Here is a 14,721-nt window from a genome sequence, read left to right as displayed (position 1 = left end):
CCCATGGTGCCGTATCCGACGCCGCCGTCGGACCGCGTGTGGTCGACGGCCTGGAGGCACGTCCCGCGTCCGCCGTGGTCGTCGCGATCTCCGGTGGCCGTCCGGTCAGGCGGCGACCGGACTGTGGCCCGTCCGGTCGGGCGGCCGCCGGACCGTGGCCCGCCGGGTCAGGCGGCCGCCGGGTCAGTCGGTCGGGATGAGGGCGGCGCCACCGAGGATCTCGCCGGAGTCGGGGTCGAGCAGCACGACGGACCGGACCTCGTCCGGCAGGCCCCTCGGCGACTCGATGTCGAAGGTGATCGTGCCGACGTCCGCCGGGACGGTGCCGAGGTCCTCGTCGTCACCCTGCTGGGTCCAGTACCCGCGGCGTACACCGGCCACCGCCCCCTCTGACAGCAGGACGCGGACCGAGGACACCTCGCTGTCGTACGACGCAACCCGCAGGTCCTCGATGGTGACGAACAGGTGTTCCCCGGTGCGGGTGATCCGGACGTGTCCAGCGGCGTACCGGTCGATCGGGATGAGGTCTCCGGCCACCGGCGGGACGCGGCGCCACCACGGGTCGATCGGCGAGCCGGCGCCGGAGCCGACGTCCAGCTCCGGGGAGGGCACGGACGCTGGTTCGGATCCGCCCAGGGTGTTCGACGGCGACACCGTCGTGCCGCCCTGCACGCCCTGTTCGGCGAGCGGAGTCGTCGACGCGACCGGCTTCGAGGCGTCGTCGCCGCGCTCCGTCTGGATCGTCGACCAGACGACGACGAGCAGGACGACGGCGAGCACGGCGACGGCGGCGTACAGCCACCGTCGCCGCGCCCCCGTCATCTCTGCTCCCCCGCTCGGCCTCAGCGCTTGCGGCGCTCGCGCACCCGCATGTTGACGTTGATCGGCGTGCCCGAGAAGCCCCAGACCTCGCGGAGACGACGGGTGATGAACCGTCGGTACTGCGGGTCGAGGAAGCCCGTCGTGAAGAGCACGAACGTCGGCGGCTGGCTCGACGCCTGCGTGCCGAACAGGATGCGGGGCTGCTTGCCACCACGCACGGGGTGCGGGTGCTCCTGCACGAGTTCGGCGATGAAGGCGTTGACCTTGCCGGTGGGGATGCGGGTGTCCCACGAATCGAGCGCGGTCTCGAGGGCCGGCACGAGCTTCTCGAGGTGACGACCGGTGCGGGCCGACATGTTCACGCGCGGGGCCCACGCCACGTGGGCGAGGTCCTGCTCGATCTCGCGCTCGAGGTAGCGACGGCGGTCGTCGTCGAGCAGGTCCCACTTGTTGTAGGCGAGGACCAGGGCACGACCGGACTCGAGCACGAGGTCGATGATGCGGAGGTCCTGCACGGAGATCGGCTCGGTGACGTCGAGGACGACGACGGCGACTTCGGCCTTCTCGAGCGCTGCCGTGGTGCGGAGCGACGCGTAGAAGTCGGCACCCTGCTGCAGGTGCACACGCTTCCGGATGCCGGCGGTGTCGACGAAGCGCCACACCTTGCCGCCGAGCTCGATCTGCTCGTCGACCGGGTCGCGGGTGGTGCCGGCGAGGTCGTTCACGACGACGCGCTCTTCGCCCGCTGCCTTGTTGAGGAGCGAGCTCTTGCCGACGTTCGGACGGCCGAGGATCGCGACACGACGAGGGCCGCCGACCTCTTGCTTGGCGACCGCCGAGGTGTCGGGGAGCGTCTTGATGATGAGGTCGAGGAGGTCCGCGACGCCGCGGCCGTGCAGCGCCGACACCGGGTGCGGTTCGCCGAGGCCGAGGTTCCACAGCTCGTACGCGTCGAGGTCGCGGCGGTCGTCGTCGGACTTGTTCGCGACGACGATGACCGGGCGGTCGGTGCCGCGGAGCATCTTCACGACGTGCTCGTCGGTGGCGGTGATGCCGACCGTGACGTCGACGACGAAGAGCACGGCGTCGGCGAGGTCGATCGCGACCTCGGCCTGCGCGGCGACGGAGGCGTTGATGCCCTGCGCGTCGGGCTCCCAGCCGCCGGTGTCGACGAGGGTGAACCGCTTGTCGTTCCACTCGGCCTTGTACGAGACGCGGTCGCGGGTGACGCCCGGGACGTCCTGCACGACGGCTTCGCGGCGGCCGAGGATGCGGTTCACGAGCGCCGACTTGCCGACGTTCGGGCGACCGACGATCGCGAGCACCGGGTACGCCGGAAGGTAGTGGATGCCGTCCTCGCCGAGCTGGCCGGCCTCGAGCAGGGCGACGTCCTCCTCGTCGAGCTCGTAGTCCTCGAGCCCGGCGCGGAGTGCGGTCGCCCGCTGCTCGGCCTCGGCCTCGTCGAGACCGGCGAGCCGCTCGCCGAGCGAGTCGTCGTACTCCGGGAAATCGTCGTGTTCTGGGTTGTCCAGCTGCGCCATTGTGGTGTCCTTGCCGGCGACCCTTCGGCCGCGTGTTGTCAGTGCGTGGCCGCGCGGGGCCGGTGGTGGTACCTGTGTCAGTGCGTGGCCGCGCGGGCCAGGTCGACGACCGCCTGCACGGTCTGGTCGAAGTCGAGGTCGGTGGAGTCGAGCGTCGTGACGCCGTCGGCGGCGTTCATGAAGTCGACGACCTTCGCGTCCGCCGCGTCGCGACGAGCGAGTGCGGCGGAGGTCTCGGCGGCGGACTGGGTCGTGACCTCGGCCGCGCGCCGGGCCATTCTAACGGACTCGTCGGCCGTCAGCAGGATCCGGACCTCGGCGTCGGGTGCGACGACCGTGGTGATGTCGCGGCCCTCGGTGATGATGCCCGGGGCGTCGGCCTTCCGCATCACCGTGCGGAAGAGCTGGACGAGGCGGTGCCGGACCTCGGGGAGCTTCGCGATGTGGGCCACGGCACCGGTCACCTCGGGGGTGCGGATGGCGTCGGTCACGTCGGTGTCGCCGACCCGGACGAAGTACCCGTCGGGGTCGGTGCCGATCGCGTAGTCGAAGGTGTCCCAGCTCGCCAGCACCGCTGCGGGGTCGTCGAGGTCGACCCGCTGCTGCAGGGCGTGCCAGGCGAGCGCACGGTAGGCGGCACCGGTGTCCTGGTAGCCGAAGCCGAGCGCCCGCGCCGCAGCCCGGGAGACGCTGGACTTGCCGCTGCCTGCGGGTCCGTCGACCGCGATCACGGTCTTGGCGACGTACGCGCCGTCGGCGAGACCGGCCGGCATCGGGTCGCGCGTGGAGCCGAGCTCACCGCCGCCCTGCCCGTCGGCCCCGCCGCCCGTCGTGCCGGCGCCGCCGATCGGGCCGCGCTGGTCGTCGGGGGTGGGCAGACCGGTGTCGGGCCCGTCCGGACCGCCGGTCACGCCGGAGTCGTCTGCCGCTGCGGTCGTGGCCGCCGTGCTGTCGTGGTTCAGGCCCATGCTGCTGCGATCCTCCATCCGCGACCCTCGAGTTCCTCGACGAGTCGCTGTTCCTGCTCGGGCACGACCGACACCTCGACGATGCCGATCTGCGCGCCCGGTGAGTGCTCGAGGCGCATGTCCTCGAGGTTGATGCCGATCTCCCCGATGAACGTGAGGAGCGCGGCGATCTGCCCGGGGGTGTCGTCCACGAGGACGACCACCTGGGCGAAACGCTTGGTGGTGCCGTGCTTGCCCGGCAGCCGTTCGACCCCGCGGTTGCCCGCGGCGATGGTCTCGGCGAGGCTGCGCGGCGACCCGGCGGCCGTCGGGTCGTCGAGCGCGGCGAGCACGCGGTCGAGGTCGTCGCGGAGATCGGCGAGCACCGGTCGGATGTGTCCCGCGTTCGCGCCGATGATCTGCACCCACAGGCCCGGGTCGCTCGCCGCGATGCGGGTGACGTCGCGGACACCGCCACCGGCGAGGCCGAGCGACCCGTCCGGGGCGTCCTGCAGCCGCGAGGCCATCAGCGTCGAGACGAGCTGCGGCGCGTGCGAGACGTACGCCACCGCCAGGTCGTGCGACTCGGGGTCCATCGGGACGACCGTGGCGCCGACGTCGAGCGCCAGGTCCTCGACCACGGCGGCGCGCTGGTACGTGATGTCGTCGTGCCCGGCGACCACCCACGGGCGCCCGACGAAGAGGTCGGCACGTGCGGCGGTCGGACCGCTGCGCTCCCGCCCGGCCATCGGGTGCGAACCGATGTACCGGGTGACGTCGGCGCCGGCGGCCCGGAGGCTCGCCAGCGGCCCGGACTTCACGCTCGCCACGTCGGTCACGACGGCGTCCGGGAAGGCGGCGAGCTCCCGCTCGACCACCGTCGCCACGACGTCCGGCGGGACCGCGACCACGACGAGCTCCGGCGCGTCGTCCGCTGCGGGACGACGACCGGCGCCGTAGTCGACGGCGAGCGCGAGGGCTGCGGGCGACACGTCGTCGAGGACGACGTCGACACCCTTCTCGCGGAGGGCCAGGCCGATCGAGGCGCCGAGGAGCCCGGCGCCGACGATGCGCACGGGTCCCCGGAGCCGCCGGTCGATGTCCGGTTCGGCGTGCAGCGGGGTGGCGTCGGTCACCCGGCAAGCCTACCGATCGTCAGTCCGAGGACTCTGCCCCGTCGTCGTCCTGTGCAGAACCCTTCGCCTCGCGCGCGATGCGGAGGATGGAGCCGAGCTCGACCGTCGAGAGCTCGCGCATCTTGCCGATCGGCAGCGATCCGAGCTGCAGCGGACCGAACGAGCGCCGGACGAGCTCGAGCACGGGGTGGTCGACCTCGTCGAGCATGCGCCGGACGATGCGGTTACGTCCCGAGTGCAGCGTGATCTCGATGAGCGACTCACCGCGCGAGGACTCGAGCAACCGCACCTTGTCCGCCGCGATCGGGCCGTCCTCGAGCTCCACGCCGTCGAGCAGCCGCTGCACCGTCGCCGGGTTCACGTTGCCGCGCACCTTCGCGATGTAGGTCTTCGTCACGCCGAACGACGGGTGCGCCAGGATGTGCGCGAGGTCGCCGTCGTTCGTCAGCACGATGAGCCCGGAGGTCTCGGTGTCGAGCCGGCCGACGTTGAACAGGCGCTCCTCGTAGCGGTCGACGAACTCGGACAGGTCGCGGCGACCGCGCTCGTCCTGCAGGCTCGACACGATGCCGGTCGGCTTGTTGAGCAGCACGTAGCGGCGGGACGTGTCGATCTGCACGGGAACGCCGTCGACGGCGATCTCGTCCGTCTCGGGGTCGACGCGTCGACCGAGTGCGTCGACGACCTCGCCGTTGACCGTCACGCGGCCCTCGACGATCAGGTTCTCCGCGACGCGGCGGGATGCCACGCCCGCAGCGGCGATCACCTTCTGCAGACGCTCGCCCTCGGCCTGGAGGCCCGGTGCGGCTCCCGCAGGAGCGCTCCCCTCCGATGCGTCCCAGTCCGGGATCAGCGGTCGCTCGGGCGTGCCCTCCAGCGGGAGGCCCTGCTCGTCGCGTGCGCCCTCGGGCTTCGGGGTGGTGCGGCGGTCGGTGCTGCGCGGGCCGGCGTTCCGCGGACGGTCGCCGTTGCGCGCCGTCGTGGTGCCGCCGACGTACCGGCTGCCGTTGTGCCAGACGGTGCTCGGTCGGCCGTCCGGGGACCGACGGTCCTCGCGGGCGGGGTCACGGCGGCGGTCGTCGTCGCGGCGCGGTGCATCACGGCGCGGTGCGTCGCGGCGGTCGTCACGGCCGCGGTACCCACCCCGGTCGTCCTCACGACGCGGTGCCTCACGGCGGTCGTCACGGCCGCGGTACCCGCCGGACGCCGGACGGTCGTCACGGCCACGGTACCCACCGGACGCCGGACGCTCGTCACGGCCGCGGTACCCACCGGACGACGGACGCTCGTCACGGCCACGGTACCCACCACGGTCGTCCTCGCGGCGGTTGAAACCGCCACGGTCGCCGCCGCGGCGGTCGTCGTCACGGCCAACGAAACGGCCGTGGTCTCCCCCGCGGTCGTCGCGACGCGGACCGGGAGCGGCACGGTCGTCGCGACCCCGGTACCCACCGGACGCCGGACGGTCGTCACGGCCCCGGTACCCACCGGACGCTGGACGCTCGTCACGGCCCCGGTAGCCACCCTGCGCCGGTCGCTCGTCACGGCCGCGGTACCCGCCACCGGACGACGGACGCTCGTCACGGCCCCGGTAGCCGCCACGGTCGTCGTCACGACGCCCGCCAGCGGCGCGATCGTCACGGCCGCGGTACCCGCCACCGGACGAGGGACGCTCGTCACGACCGCGGTACCCACCGCCGGACGCCGGACGCTCATCGCGCCCCCGGTAGCCACCGCCGGACGCCGGACGCTCATCGCGCCCCCGGTAGCCGCCGCCGGACGCCGGACGCTCGTCACGGCCCCGGTACCCACCGCGGTCGTCGCGACCCGTGTCACCGGACCGACCACTCGCACGGCCGGAGCCGGCGTCGCGGTCGCGGGACGGGCCTCCAGTGCGACCCGCGCCGCCACCGGTGCGACCCGAACCGGCGCGGCCACCCGCACCGCCCCGTGGGCCGCCTCGTCGTTCTTCCTCATACGCGGCCATCGGGGATCCCTTCGTTCTGCCCGAAGCCGTCGGCACCGTCGTCCAGGAGGGGCGAGATGAGCGGCAGCTCGTCGAGCGAGTTGATGCCGAGCTGCTGCAGCAGCAGGTCGGACGTGACGTAGTTGATGGCGCCGGTCTCGGCGTCCGTGAACGATTCCTCGATGAGTCCGCGGGCGACCAGGGTCCGGACGACCCCGTCGACGTTCACGGCGCGGATCGAGGCGATCTGCGAGCGGGTGATCGGCTGCTTGTACGCGACGACCGCGAGGGTCTCGAGTGCGGCCTGGGACAACCGGGAGGGGCGCTCGGCCTCGACGAACTGCTCGACCACGGGGTCGAGGTCCGGTCGGACGTAGAAGCGCCAGCCGCCGCCGACCTCGCGGAGTTCGAACCCGCGGCGGATCGTGCCGTCGACACCGTCGAAGTCCGCCACGAGGCGTTCGATGGCCTGGCGGACGGCGGGCACGGGGGCGCCGACCGCGGCACCGAGGGCGACGAGGGACTGCGGCTCGTCAGCGATCATCAGGATCGCCTCGAGCTGCCGGTCGATCGGGATCTCGGGGTGCGGGACGTGGTGCTGCTCGCCGTCGAGCTCGGCCGGTTGCTCGCCACCGTGTTCGGCGTGCCGCTCGGCCTCGTGCCGCTCGTGGATCTCCCGCTCGATCGCGCGGGCGTCGGACATCTCGTCGGCACCGCCGGGTTCGGCGCTGGAGACGTCGTGCGCGTCATCCGTCATAGTCGGCTCCCAGGTTGGCGAGGCTCTCGTCGGACCAGTCCTCAGCGGTCCACCGGAGCAGCAGCTCCCCCAGCGGTTCGAGCTGTTCGAACGAGATCGACGCGTTCCGGTACAGCTCCAGGATCGCCAGGAAGCGAGCCACCACGATACCCGTCTCCGAGACACCCGCGACCAGTTCGCGGAACGAGACGTCCTCGTCGGCACGTGTCCGGAGGATCGAGACGACGATCGCGGCCTGCTCGCGGATGCTCACGAGCGGTGCGTGCAGGTGATCGAGCCCGACCGTCGGGAGCTCCCGCGGCGCGAAGGCGAGGGTCGCGAGCGCGGCGAAGTCCTGCACGGACAGGGTCCACACGAGCTCGGGCGTCCGGGCACGGAACCGCTCCTCGAGCCGCACGCTCCGGACGTGCCGGCGCGACTCGTCGAGCCACCGGGACCCGAACCAGTCCGCTGCCTGCTTGAACGCGCGGTACTGCAGGAGCCGGGCGAACAGCAGGTCGCGGGCCTCGAGCAGGGCGACGTCCTCGGCGTCGACGAGTTCGCCCTGCGGCAGGAGCCCGGCGATCTTCAGGTCGAGCAGGGTCGCGGCGACCACGAGGAACTCGCTCGCCTCGTCGAGTTCGTCCTCGGACTCGGCCGCCCGCACGTACTGGATGAACTCCCCCGTCACCGCGCCGAGCGACACCTCGGTGATGTCGAGCTCGTGCTTCGTGATGAGCGAGAGGAGCAGGTCGAACGGGCCGTCGAAGTTCCGGAGGCGCACCCGGAATCCGGGCACGGTCGTGGTGCCCGCGGGCGCGGGTGCGTCGGCTGGCTGCTGGTCGACGGCGTCGTCAGGCGACGGCGCCACGCTCGACGAGCTCCCGTGCGAGCTGCCGGTAGGAGTGCGCGGCGGCGTGGTCCGGAGCGGTCTGCGTGATCGGCCGGGCCGAGACGGTCGCGTCCGGGAACTTCACCGTGCGGCCGATCACGGTGTCGAGCACGCGGTCGTCGAAGGTGTCGACGACGCGCTCCATGACCTCGCGCGAGTGCAGCGTGCGCGAGTCGTACATCGTCGCCAGGATGCCGTCGAGCTGCAGGGCCGGGTTGAGCCGGTCGCGCACCTTGTCGATCGTCTCGATGAGGAGCGCCACACCGCGGAGCGCGAAGAACTCGCACTCGAGCGGGATGAGCACGCCGTGCGCCGCGGTCAGGGCGTTGACGGTGAGCAGCCCGAGCGACGGCTGGCAGTCGACCAGGATCACGTCGTAGTCCTTGGCGACCTTGCGGAGGACGCTCGCCAGGATCTGCTCACGCGCGACCTCGTTCACGAGGTGCACCTCGGCCGCGGACAGGTCGATGTTCGCCGGGATGACGTCGAGGTACGGCGTGTTCGTCGGCTGGATGACCTGGTTCGGGTCCTTGATCGACCCCATCAGCAGGTCGTAGACGGTGGGGATGTCGTGCGTGCGGACGCCGAGCCCCGCGGACAGCGCGCCCTGCGGGTCGAAGTCGACCGCGAGGACCTTGCGCCCGTACTCCGCCAGCGCCGCGCCGAGGTTGATGGACGTCGTGGTCTTGCCGACGCCGCCCTTCTGGTTGCAGAGCGCGATGATGCGAGCGGGCCCGTGACCGTCGAGTTCCTCGGGCACCGCGAACCGCCGGACGGGCCGTCCGGTCGGACCGTAGGTGGTCTCGCCGGTTCCGGGGGTGGTCGTCGGGTTCGTGCTCACCCGGACATCGTACCGGCGACCAGGCTGCCTGCCGGGTCGCACCGCCGCGCCGCTGCGCGTCGCTCGTGATCCCGGGACCCCGCCGGCGGGGCGGGCGCGAGTCGTGCCTCCAGGCCCGTCGACCGACTGGAGGCGCGGATCACGCTGGTCGCAGCGCCACCCGCATGCTGTCCACCCGCTCCGAGATGACGGCGTCCGCCGTCCAGCGCTGCTGGAGGCGGCCCACGAGGGCCTGCACCTGCGCCTGGTCGAGCCCCGGGTGGAGCGCCAGGCCGACCGTCAGCTCGGCCCCGGCGAACCGTCCGAGCGGGTCCCCGGGCGCCAGCTCGACCCGCGCCACCGCGGATTCACCGACGACGGAGTCCGCGAATGCCTGCCCGACCTCCGGGTCCTCGAAGCACGGGGTCCAGGGCACGTCCTGTCCGAGCGCCCAGACCGCGGGGCGGCGGAGCACGAACTCGGTGGGCGACGTCGGGTCGAGGACGACGAGCTGGGTCTCCTCGCTCGCGGCTGCCATCGCGACCCGGCGCGACTCGACCGGCACCGGTCGGGCGTCGGCGTCCCAGGCGCGCATCGCCTCGACGGAGGTGAACGCGGGCATCACGCTGCGACCGTCCGGGCCGGCGACCGTGACGATCGAGAGCTCCTGGGTCTTGTCGACCAGCGAGCCGGTGTCGGTGTGTCCGACGTCACCGGCCTCGGCCACGAGCGGGATCAGGAGGCGTGCTGTGCGGAGCGCGTCCACGATCGCGCGCTGTGATCCGCCGTCCGGCAGGGCCGTGACCGCGGCGACCACGGCGGGGTCGGCGAGACCGTCGTCGTCGGCGAAGGCGGTGTCGTGGTGGTCGAACGTGCGGCCCTCCCACGCGAAGCCCGCCGAGTCGGCCGCACCGCCCGGGGTTTGTGCGTCGTCGGTGCCGGGCGCTGCACCGTGGTCGACAGCGCCGGCGCCGGCGTCCGGGGTGTCGGGTCCGGTGCCGCGGCCGTTGGAGATGCCCGCCATGCGGCTACTCCGAGGCGATGTCGAGGGCGGCCGGCAGCGTGAACGCCCCCGAGTAGAGCGCCTTGCCGATGATCGCGCCCTCCAGCCCGTGCGGCACGAGCTCGCGCAGCGCACGGAGGTCGTCGAGCGTCGAGATGCCACCGGAGGCCACGACGGGCTGGTCCGTCCGGTCGCAGACCTCGCGCAGCAGGTCCACGTTCGGGCCCTGCAGCGTGCCGTCCTTCGTGACGTCGGTCACCACGTAGCGGGCGCAGCCGGCTTCCTCGAGGCGGTCGAGCACCTCCCAGAGGTCCCCCGCGTCCTCCGTCCAGCCGCGGCTCGCGAGCGTCGTGCCGCGCACGTCGAGCCCCACCGCGATCTGCTCGCCGTACTTGCGGATCACGTTCGCGGCCCACTCGGGGTGCTCGAGGGCGGCCGTGCCGAGGTTCACCCGGGCAGCCCCGGTCGCCAGCGCGGCCTCGAGCGACGCGTCGTCGCGGATGCCGCCGGACAGTTCGACGTCGACACCCTCGACCTCGCGGATGGCGTGCGCGATCACCCGGCGGTTGTCGCCCCGGCCGAAGGCAGCGTCGAGGTCGACGAGGTGGATCCACTCCGCACCCTGGTCGCGCCAGGTGCGGGCGGCCGAAACCGGGTCGCCGTACCCCGTCTCACTGCCGGCTTCGCCCTGGGTGAGGCGCACCGCCTGGCCGTCGACGACGTCCACGGCGGGGAGCAGGACGAGGGGCGGGGTGGCGATGAGGTCGGTCATGGTCCTGTCGGTTTCGTTGCGGTGGAGGAGGGGCTGCGGACGGCCGGGAGGCCCGGTGCGCGTCCGGCACGGCCGTCGCGCCCGGTGGCGGCCGGGTTCAGAGCGAGCGGACCCAGTTGGAGAGCAGGCGGATGCCCGGTTCGCCGGACTTCTCGGGGTGGAACTGCGTGGCGGTGAGCGGCCCGTTCTCGACCGCGGCGATGAACGGCTGCCCGTGCTCGGCCCAGGTCAGACGGGGCGCGCGGAACGGCCCGTACGCCTCGAGCGGGAAGTCGGTCACGCCGTAGGAGTGCACGAAGTAGAAGCGTTCGTCGTGCAGGCCGTCGAACAGCACCGAGTCCTCGGGTGCCTGCACGGTGTTCCAGCCCATGTGCGGCAGGACCTCGGCCTGGATCTCCTGCACGGTCCCGGGCCACTGGCCGAGGCCTTCGACGTCGGCGCCCCGTTCGACCCCGCGCGAGAAGAGCACCTGCATGCCGACGCAGATGCCGAGCACCGGGCGGCCCCCGGCGAGACGACGGTCGACGATCTCGCCACCCTGCACGCTCTCGAGCTGGTCGATCACCGCGGCGAACGCGCCGACACCCGGCACGAGCAGCCCGTCTGCCTGCAGTGCCGTCTGCTTGTCCGAGCTCAGCGTGACGTCTGCACCGGCGCGCTCGAGCGCCTTGGCCGCGGAGTGCACGTTGCCCGAGCCGTAGTCGAGGACGACGACGTTCGGCTTCACGGTTGTCACAGGGCGCCCTTCGTGGAGGGGATGCCGTCGACGCGCGGGTCCAGTTCGACCGCCTTGCGCATGGCTCGCGCGAACGCCTTGAACTCGGCTTCCGCGATGTGGTGCGGGTCGCGACCCTCGAGCACGCGGACGTGGACGGTGATGCCGGCGTTGAACGTGATCGCCTCGAACACGTGGCGGACCATCGATCCGGTGAAGTGCCCACCGATGCGGTGGAACTCGAAGCCCGCCGGCTCACCGCTGTGCACCAGGAACGGCCGACCGGACACGTCGACGACGGCCTGCGCCAGTGCCTCGTCGAGGGGCACCAGGGCGTCGCCGTACCGGCCGATGCCGGACCGGTCGCCAAGGGCCTGCTTGATCGCCTGGCCGAGCACGATGCCGGTGTCCTCCACCGTGTGGTGCACGTCGATGTCGGTGTCACCCGTCGAACGCACCCGCAGGTCGATGAGCGAGTGCTTGCTGAACGCGGTCAGCATGTGGTCGAAGAACGGCACGCTCGTCGAGATCTCCGAGGTGCCGGTGCCGTCGAGGTCCAGCTCGAGTTCGACGCTCGATTCGCTCGTGCTGCGGCTGATCGAGGCGGTGCGCGCGGTCATGCCCCAACCCTAACCGGCGGCTGGTCCGCGGCGACCCGGCGCATCGCGTCGAGGAAGGCGGTCGTCTCCTCTTCCGTGCCCGCGCTCACCCGGAGGTGGTTCGGGATGCCGAGGTCACGGACGATGACGTCCTGCTCGAGGAGCGCCTCGAACGCGGCGTGCGGGTCGGCGACGCCACCGAACAGGACGAAGTTCGACCACGTCTCGTAGGTGCGGTAGCCCATCGCCTGCAGCTCGGTGACCATGCGGTCGCGCTGCTGCTTGATGTCGTCCACCATGGCGAGCATCTCGGGGGCGTGCCGGAGCGCGGCGATGGCTGCCGCCTGCGTCAGGGCGGACAGGTGGTAGGGCAGCCGGACGAGCCGGAGCGCGTCGATGACCGCGGGGTGCGCGGCCATGTAGCCGACGCGGGCGCCGGCGAACGCGAACGCCTTGCTCATGGTGCGGGACACGACGAGACGCTCGCGGCCCGGGAGCAGCGTGAGGGCGCTCGGCTTGTCCGCGGGCATGAACTCGGCGTACGCCTCGTCCACCATCACGATGCCGTCGGTCGCGTCGTAGGCGGCCTCGATCGTCTCGATGGGCAGCGGGGTGCCCGTCGGGTTGTTCGGGCCGCAGAGGAAGACGATGTCCGGTCGGTGTTCGTGGATCGCGGCAACGACGGTCTCGGGCGGGGTGCGGTACTCGTCGTCACGCTGCGCCGGGATCCAGGTGGTGCCCGTGCCCGCCGCGAGGATCGAGTGCATCGAGTAGGTGGGAGGGAACCCGAGCACAGTCCGCCCGGGACCACCGAAGGCCTGGAGGAGCTGCTGCAAGACCTCGTTCGAGCCGTTCGCCGCCCAGATCTGCTCGGGACCGAGGCGCTGCCCGTCGCGGAGATCGCGCTGCAGGTAATCGGCGAGCGACTGCCGCAGCTCGGTGAACTCGCGGTCAGGGTAGCGGTTCACGGTCGCGAGGGCCTGTCGGATCGACGCCACGATGTCCTCGGCGACGTCCTCCGGCACCGGATGCGTGTTCTCGTTGACGTTGAGCTGCACGCGGACGTGCTTCTGCGGGGCGCCGTAGGGGCTCTGCCCGCGCAGGTCGTCTCGGATCGGGAGGTCTTCGAGCGTGAATGCCACCGATCCATCGTAGGCCGCGTGACCCGCCGTTGGACCGGCCGTCCGGACGGTGCGCCCTGCGACCTGGCAGTCCCGCCCGTTCTGGTCCGCGTGCCCGTTCGGGCCCGCCTGCCCGTTCGAGTTCGCGAGCTCCTTCGGGTCCGCGAGCCCGTCCCGCGTGCTACTGCCCGTTCGTGTACTTCGTCGGGATGGCGATCTGCTCGCCGGCCTGCAGCGCGGAGCTGTTCAGCGCGTTGAGGCTGACGACGTCCTGCACGAAGTCGCGCGGGTCGGCGTTCGGCGCGGTCTCCTCTGCCAGCTGCCAGAGCGTCTCGCCCGGCTGGATGGTGACGGTGTCGAAGTGCGTGGTGCCGGAGGTGTTGCCGGCCGAGGCCTGGCCGCCGTTCAGCACCGCGAGCGCGACGACGATGAGGAGCGGGATCGCGGCGAGCGTCGTGATGACGAACCGGCCGCGGCGCGTCAGGCGCAGGCGCGTACGCACGGCGGGCGCCGAGGTCCGCTGGATGTCAGCGATGGCGATGGTGCTCATGTCGTTCTGCCTTCCCGTTCGGTCGAACCGAAGTCCTGTACCGAACATAGTTTCGAATGCGAGGTCACACAAGTCCTGTGCGGAGATTTCTGGGAGGATTTCTGCCGACACGCTCGAACAGGTGTTTGTCCGGGGTGGACCGGTCGGATACTGTTTCGATCGACTGGGACAAGTCAAACGGGGACCACCGACATTCCCGCGGCACGGTCTCAGCACCGACGAAGGGCGAGACGACGTGGTGGACGAACTGCGGGGCCAGAAGCCGCTGACGGCGAAGCAGCAGGCGATCCTCGACGCGATCCGCGCGTCGATCGCCAGCCGGGGGTACCCGCCGAGCATGCGTGAGATCGGCGACGCCGCCGGCCTCTCATCGCTCTCGAGCGTCTCCCACCAGCTCGGTCAGCTCGAGCTCGGCGGCTGGATCCGCCGCGACCCGAACCGTCCCCGTGCGCTCGAGGTCCTGGTCGACGAGCCCACGCCGGACGTCGACGGCCCCGACGTCGACGCCACCACCCTCGTCCCGCTGGTCGGCCGCATCGCCGCCGGTGTGCCCATCACGGCAGAGCAGCACGTCGACGAGATCGTGCCGCTCCCCCGTCAGCTCGTCGGCACGGGTGACCTCTTCATGCTCAAGGTCGTCGGCGAGTCGATGATCGACGCCGCGATCTGCGACGGCGACTGGGTGGTCGTCCGGTCGCAGCAGACGGCGGAGAACGGTGACATCGTCGCCGCCATGCTCGACGAGGAAGCGACCGTCAAGGTCTTCCGCCAGCGGGACGGTCACACGTGGCTGCTCCCCCGGAACACCGCGTTCGAGCCGATCCTCGGCGACGCGGCCACCGTCCTCGGCAAGGTCGTGGCGGTCCTCCGCTCGCTCTGAGCCCGCCGCCCCGGTCGCGCCTGCAGCTGCCCGCCGCTCCGCACAACCGAAGTCGCCTGGAACCACGGGATCCCGTGGTTCCAGGCGATTTCGGTTGTGCGGCTGCGAACGGAACCACGGAACCACGGAACCACGGAACCGCCGGACCACGGGACCGCCGGAACCGCCACGAACCACAGGGCCAGCCGACCCACCCGGCCGGCGCGGCGGACGCGCGCCGC

15 protein-coding genes are annotated in these 14,721 nt (G+C 72.0%); 1 reads left to right on the top strand and 14 read right to left on the bottom strand.

The genetic code is table 11. The annotated features are described in order from the left end of the window. Positions 1-183: 183 nt before the first annotated feature. From BLT36_RS09020 to BLT36_RS08955, 14 genes are all read right to left on the bottom strand, one after another. Positions 184-822 carry a hypothetical protein gene (locus BLT36_RS09020; protein WP_092094079.1) on the bottom strand — a complete coding sequence of 213 codons (639 nt, stop codon included), beginning with the start codon at positions 820-822 and terminating at the stop codon, positions 184-186. Between the two features lie 20 nt (positions 823-842). Further along, positions 843-2,363 (bottom strand): ribosome biogenesis GTPase Der, encoded by a 1,521-nt coding sequence (gene der, locus BLT36_RS09015; RefSeq protein WP_092094077.1) that lies wholly within the window; start codon positions 2,361-2,363, stop codon positions 843-845. Between the two features lie 77 nt (positions 2,364-2,440). After that, positions 2,441-3,136, bottom strand: a complete 696-nt coding sequence (gene cmk / locus BLT36_RS09010) for a (d)CMP kinase (protein ID WP_092094540.1) — start codon at positions 3,134-3,136, stop codon at positions 2,441-2,443. 185 nt (positions 3,137-3,321) lie between these two features. Then, positions 3,322-4,446, bottom strand: a complete 1,125-nt coding sequence (locus BLT36_RS09005) for a prephenate dehydrogenase (RefSeq protein ID WP_254787465.1) — start codon at positions 4,444-4,446, stop codon at positions 3,322-3,324. Between the two features lie 19 nt (positions 4,447-4,465). Further along, positions 4,466-5,221 (bottom strand): pseudouridine synthase, encoded by a 756-nt coding sequence (locus BLT36_RS19000; protein ID WP_254787526.1) that lies wholly within the window; start codon positions 5,219-5,221, stop codon positions 4,466-4,468. Between the two features lie 1,198 nt (positions 5,222-6,419). Next, positions 6,420-7,169, bottom strand: a complete 750-nt coding sequence (scpB, locus tag BLT36_RS08995) for an SMC-Scp complex subunit ScpB (RefSeq protein ID WP_092094074.1) — start codon at positions 7,167-7,169, stop codon at positions 6,420-6,422. Beyond that, positions 7,159-8,019 (bottom strand): segregation and condensation protein A, encoded by an 861-nt coding sequence (locus tag BLT36_RS08990; protein WP_092094073.1) that lies wholly within the window; start codon positions 8,017-8,019, stop codon positions 7,159-7,161. Before BLT36_RS08990 ends, scpB begins: the two co-directional genes overlap by 11 nt. Then, on the bottom strand, positions 8,003-8,881 hold the full coding sequence (locus tag BLT36_RS08985; protein WP_092094071.1) for a ParA family protein: 879 nt from the start codon (positions 8,879-8,881) through the stop codon (positions 8,003-8,005). Before BLT36_RS08985 ends, BLT36_RS08990 begins: the two co-directional genes overlap by 17 nt. 139 nt (positions 8,882-9,020) lie before the next feature. Next, on the bottom strand, positions 9,021-9,884 hold the full coding sequence (locus BLT36_RS08980; RefSeq protein WP_092094069.1) for an SseB family protein: 864 nt from the start codon (positions 9,882-9,884) through the stop codon (positions 9,021-9,023). A 4-nt stretch (positions 9,885-9,888) separates the two neighbouring features. After that, on the bottom strand, positions 9,889-10,635 hold the full coding sequence (priA, locus tag BLT36_RS08975) for a bifunctional 1-(5-phosphoribosyl)-5-((5-phosphoribosylamino)methylideneamino)imidazole-4-carboxamide isomerase/phosphoribosylanthranilate isomerase PriA (protein ID WP_092094068.1): 747 nt from the start codon (positions 10,633-10,635) through the stop codon (positions 9,889-9,891). Between the two features lie 97 nt (positions 10,636-10,732). Continuing rightward, positions 10,733-11,371 (bottom strand): imidazole glycerol phosphate synthase subunit HisH, encoded by a 639-nt coding sequence (gene hisH / locus BLT36_RS08970; protein ID WP_092094066.1) that lies wholly within the window; start codon positions 11,369-11,371, stop codon positions 10,733-10,735. Continuing rightward, positions 11,368-11,970 carry an imidazoleglycerol-phosphate dehydratase HisB gene (gene hisB, locus BLT36_RS08965; protein ID WP_092094065.1) on the bottom strand — a complete coding sequence of 201 codons (603 nt, stop codon included), beginning with the start codon at positions 11,968-11,970 and terminating at the stop codon, positions 11,368-11,370. Before hisB ends, hisH begins: the two co-directional genes overlap by 4 nt. Next, positions 11,967-13,091, bottom strand: a complete 1,125-nt coding sequence (locus tag BLT36_RS08960) for a histidinol-phosphate transaminase (RefSeq protein ID WP_092094063.1) — start codon at positions 13,089-13,091, stop codon at positions 11,967-11,969. The genes hisB and BLT36_RS08960 overlap by 4 nt, the downstream gene beginning before the upstream one ends. Before the next feature lie 160 nt (positions 13,092-13,251). After that, the gene (locus tag BLT36_RS08955; protein ID WP_092094061.1) at positions 13,252-13,620 is read right to left on the bottom strand and encodes a LysM peptidoglycan-binding domain-containing protein; all 369 of its coding nucleotides are present in this window, start codon (positions 13,618-13,620) and stop codon (positions 13,252-13,254) included. 235 nt (positions 13,621-13,855) lie between these two features. On the opposite strand from BLT36_RS08955, the gene lexA reads away from it, so the two are divergent. Next, entirely contained in the window at positions 13,856-14,500 is a 645-nt protein-coding gene (lexA, locus tag BLT36_RS08950) for a transcriptional repressor LexA (protein ID WP_092094060.1), read from the top strand. Positions 14,501-14,721 lie beyond the last annotated feature (221 nt).

It is taken from the genome of Curtobacterium sp. UNCCL20, assembly GCF_900101675.1.
GTDB lineage: Bacteria > Actinomycetota > Actinomycetes > Actinomycetales > Microbacteriaceae > Curtobacterium.
Note: the sequence above shows the minus strand (reverse complement) of the source record. Positions and strands in the feature narration are given on the sequence as shown.

Excerpts from the sequence above, each read along its gene's own strand:
- BLT36_RS09020 (WP_092094079.1), bottom strand. The coding sequence starts at position 822 with ATGACGGGGGCGCGGCGACGGTGGCTGTACGCCGCCGTCGCCGTGCTC.
- hisB (WP_092094065.1), bottom strand. The coding sequence starts at position 11,970 with ATGACCGCGCGCACCGCCTCGATCAGCCGCAGCACGAGCGAATCGAGC.
- priA (WP_092094068.1), bottom strand. The coding sequence starts at position 10,635 with ATGACCGACCTCATCGCCACCCCGCCCCTCGTCCTGCTCCCCGCCGTG.
- BLT36_RS08955 (WP_092094061.1), bottom strand. The coding sequence starts at position 13,620 with ATGAGCACCATCGCCATCGCTGACATCCAGCGGACCTCGGCGCCCGCC.
- der (WP_092094077.1), bottom strand. The coding sequence starts at position 2,363 with ATGGCGCAGCTGGACAACCCAGAACACGACGATTTCCCGGAGTACGAC.
- cmk (WP_092094540.1), bottom strand. The coding sequence starts at position 3,136 with ATGCCGGCCGGTCTCGCCGACGGCGCGTACGTCGCCAAGACCGTGATC.
- scpB (WP_092094074.1), bottom strand. The coding sequence starts at position 7,169 with ATGACGGATGACGCGCACGACGTCTCCAGCGCCGAACCCGGCGGTGCC.
- BLT36_RS08980 (WP_092094069.1), bottom strand. The coding sequence starts at position 9,884 with ATGGCGGGCATCTCCAACGGCCGCGGCACCGGACCCGACACCCCGGAC.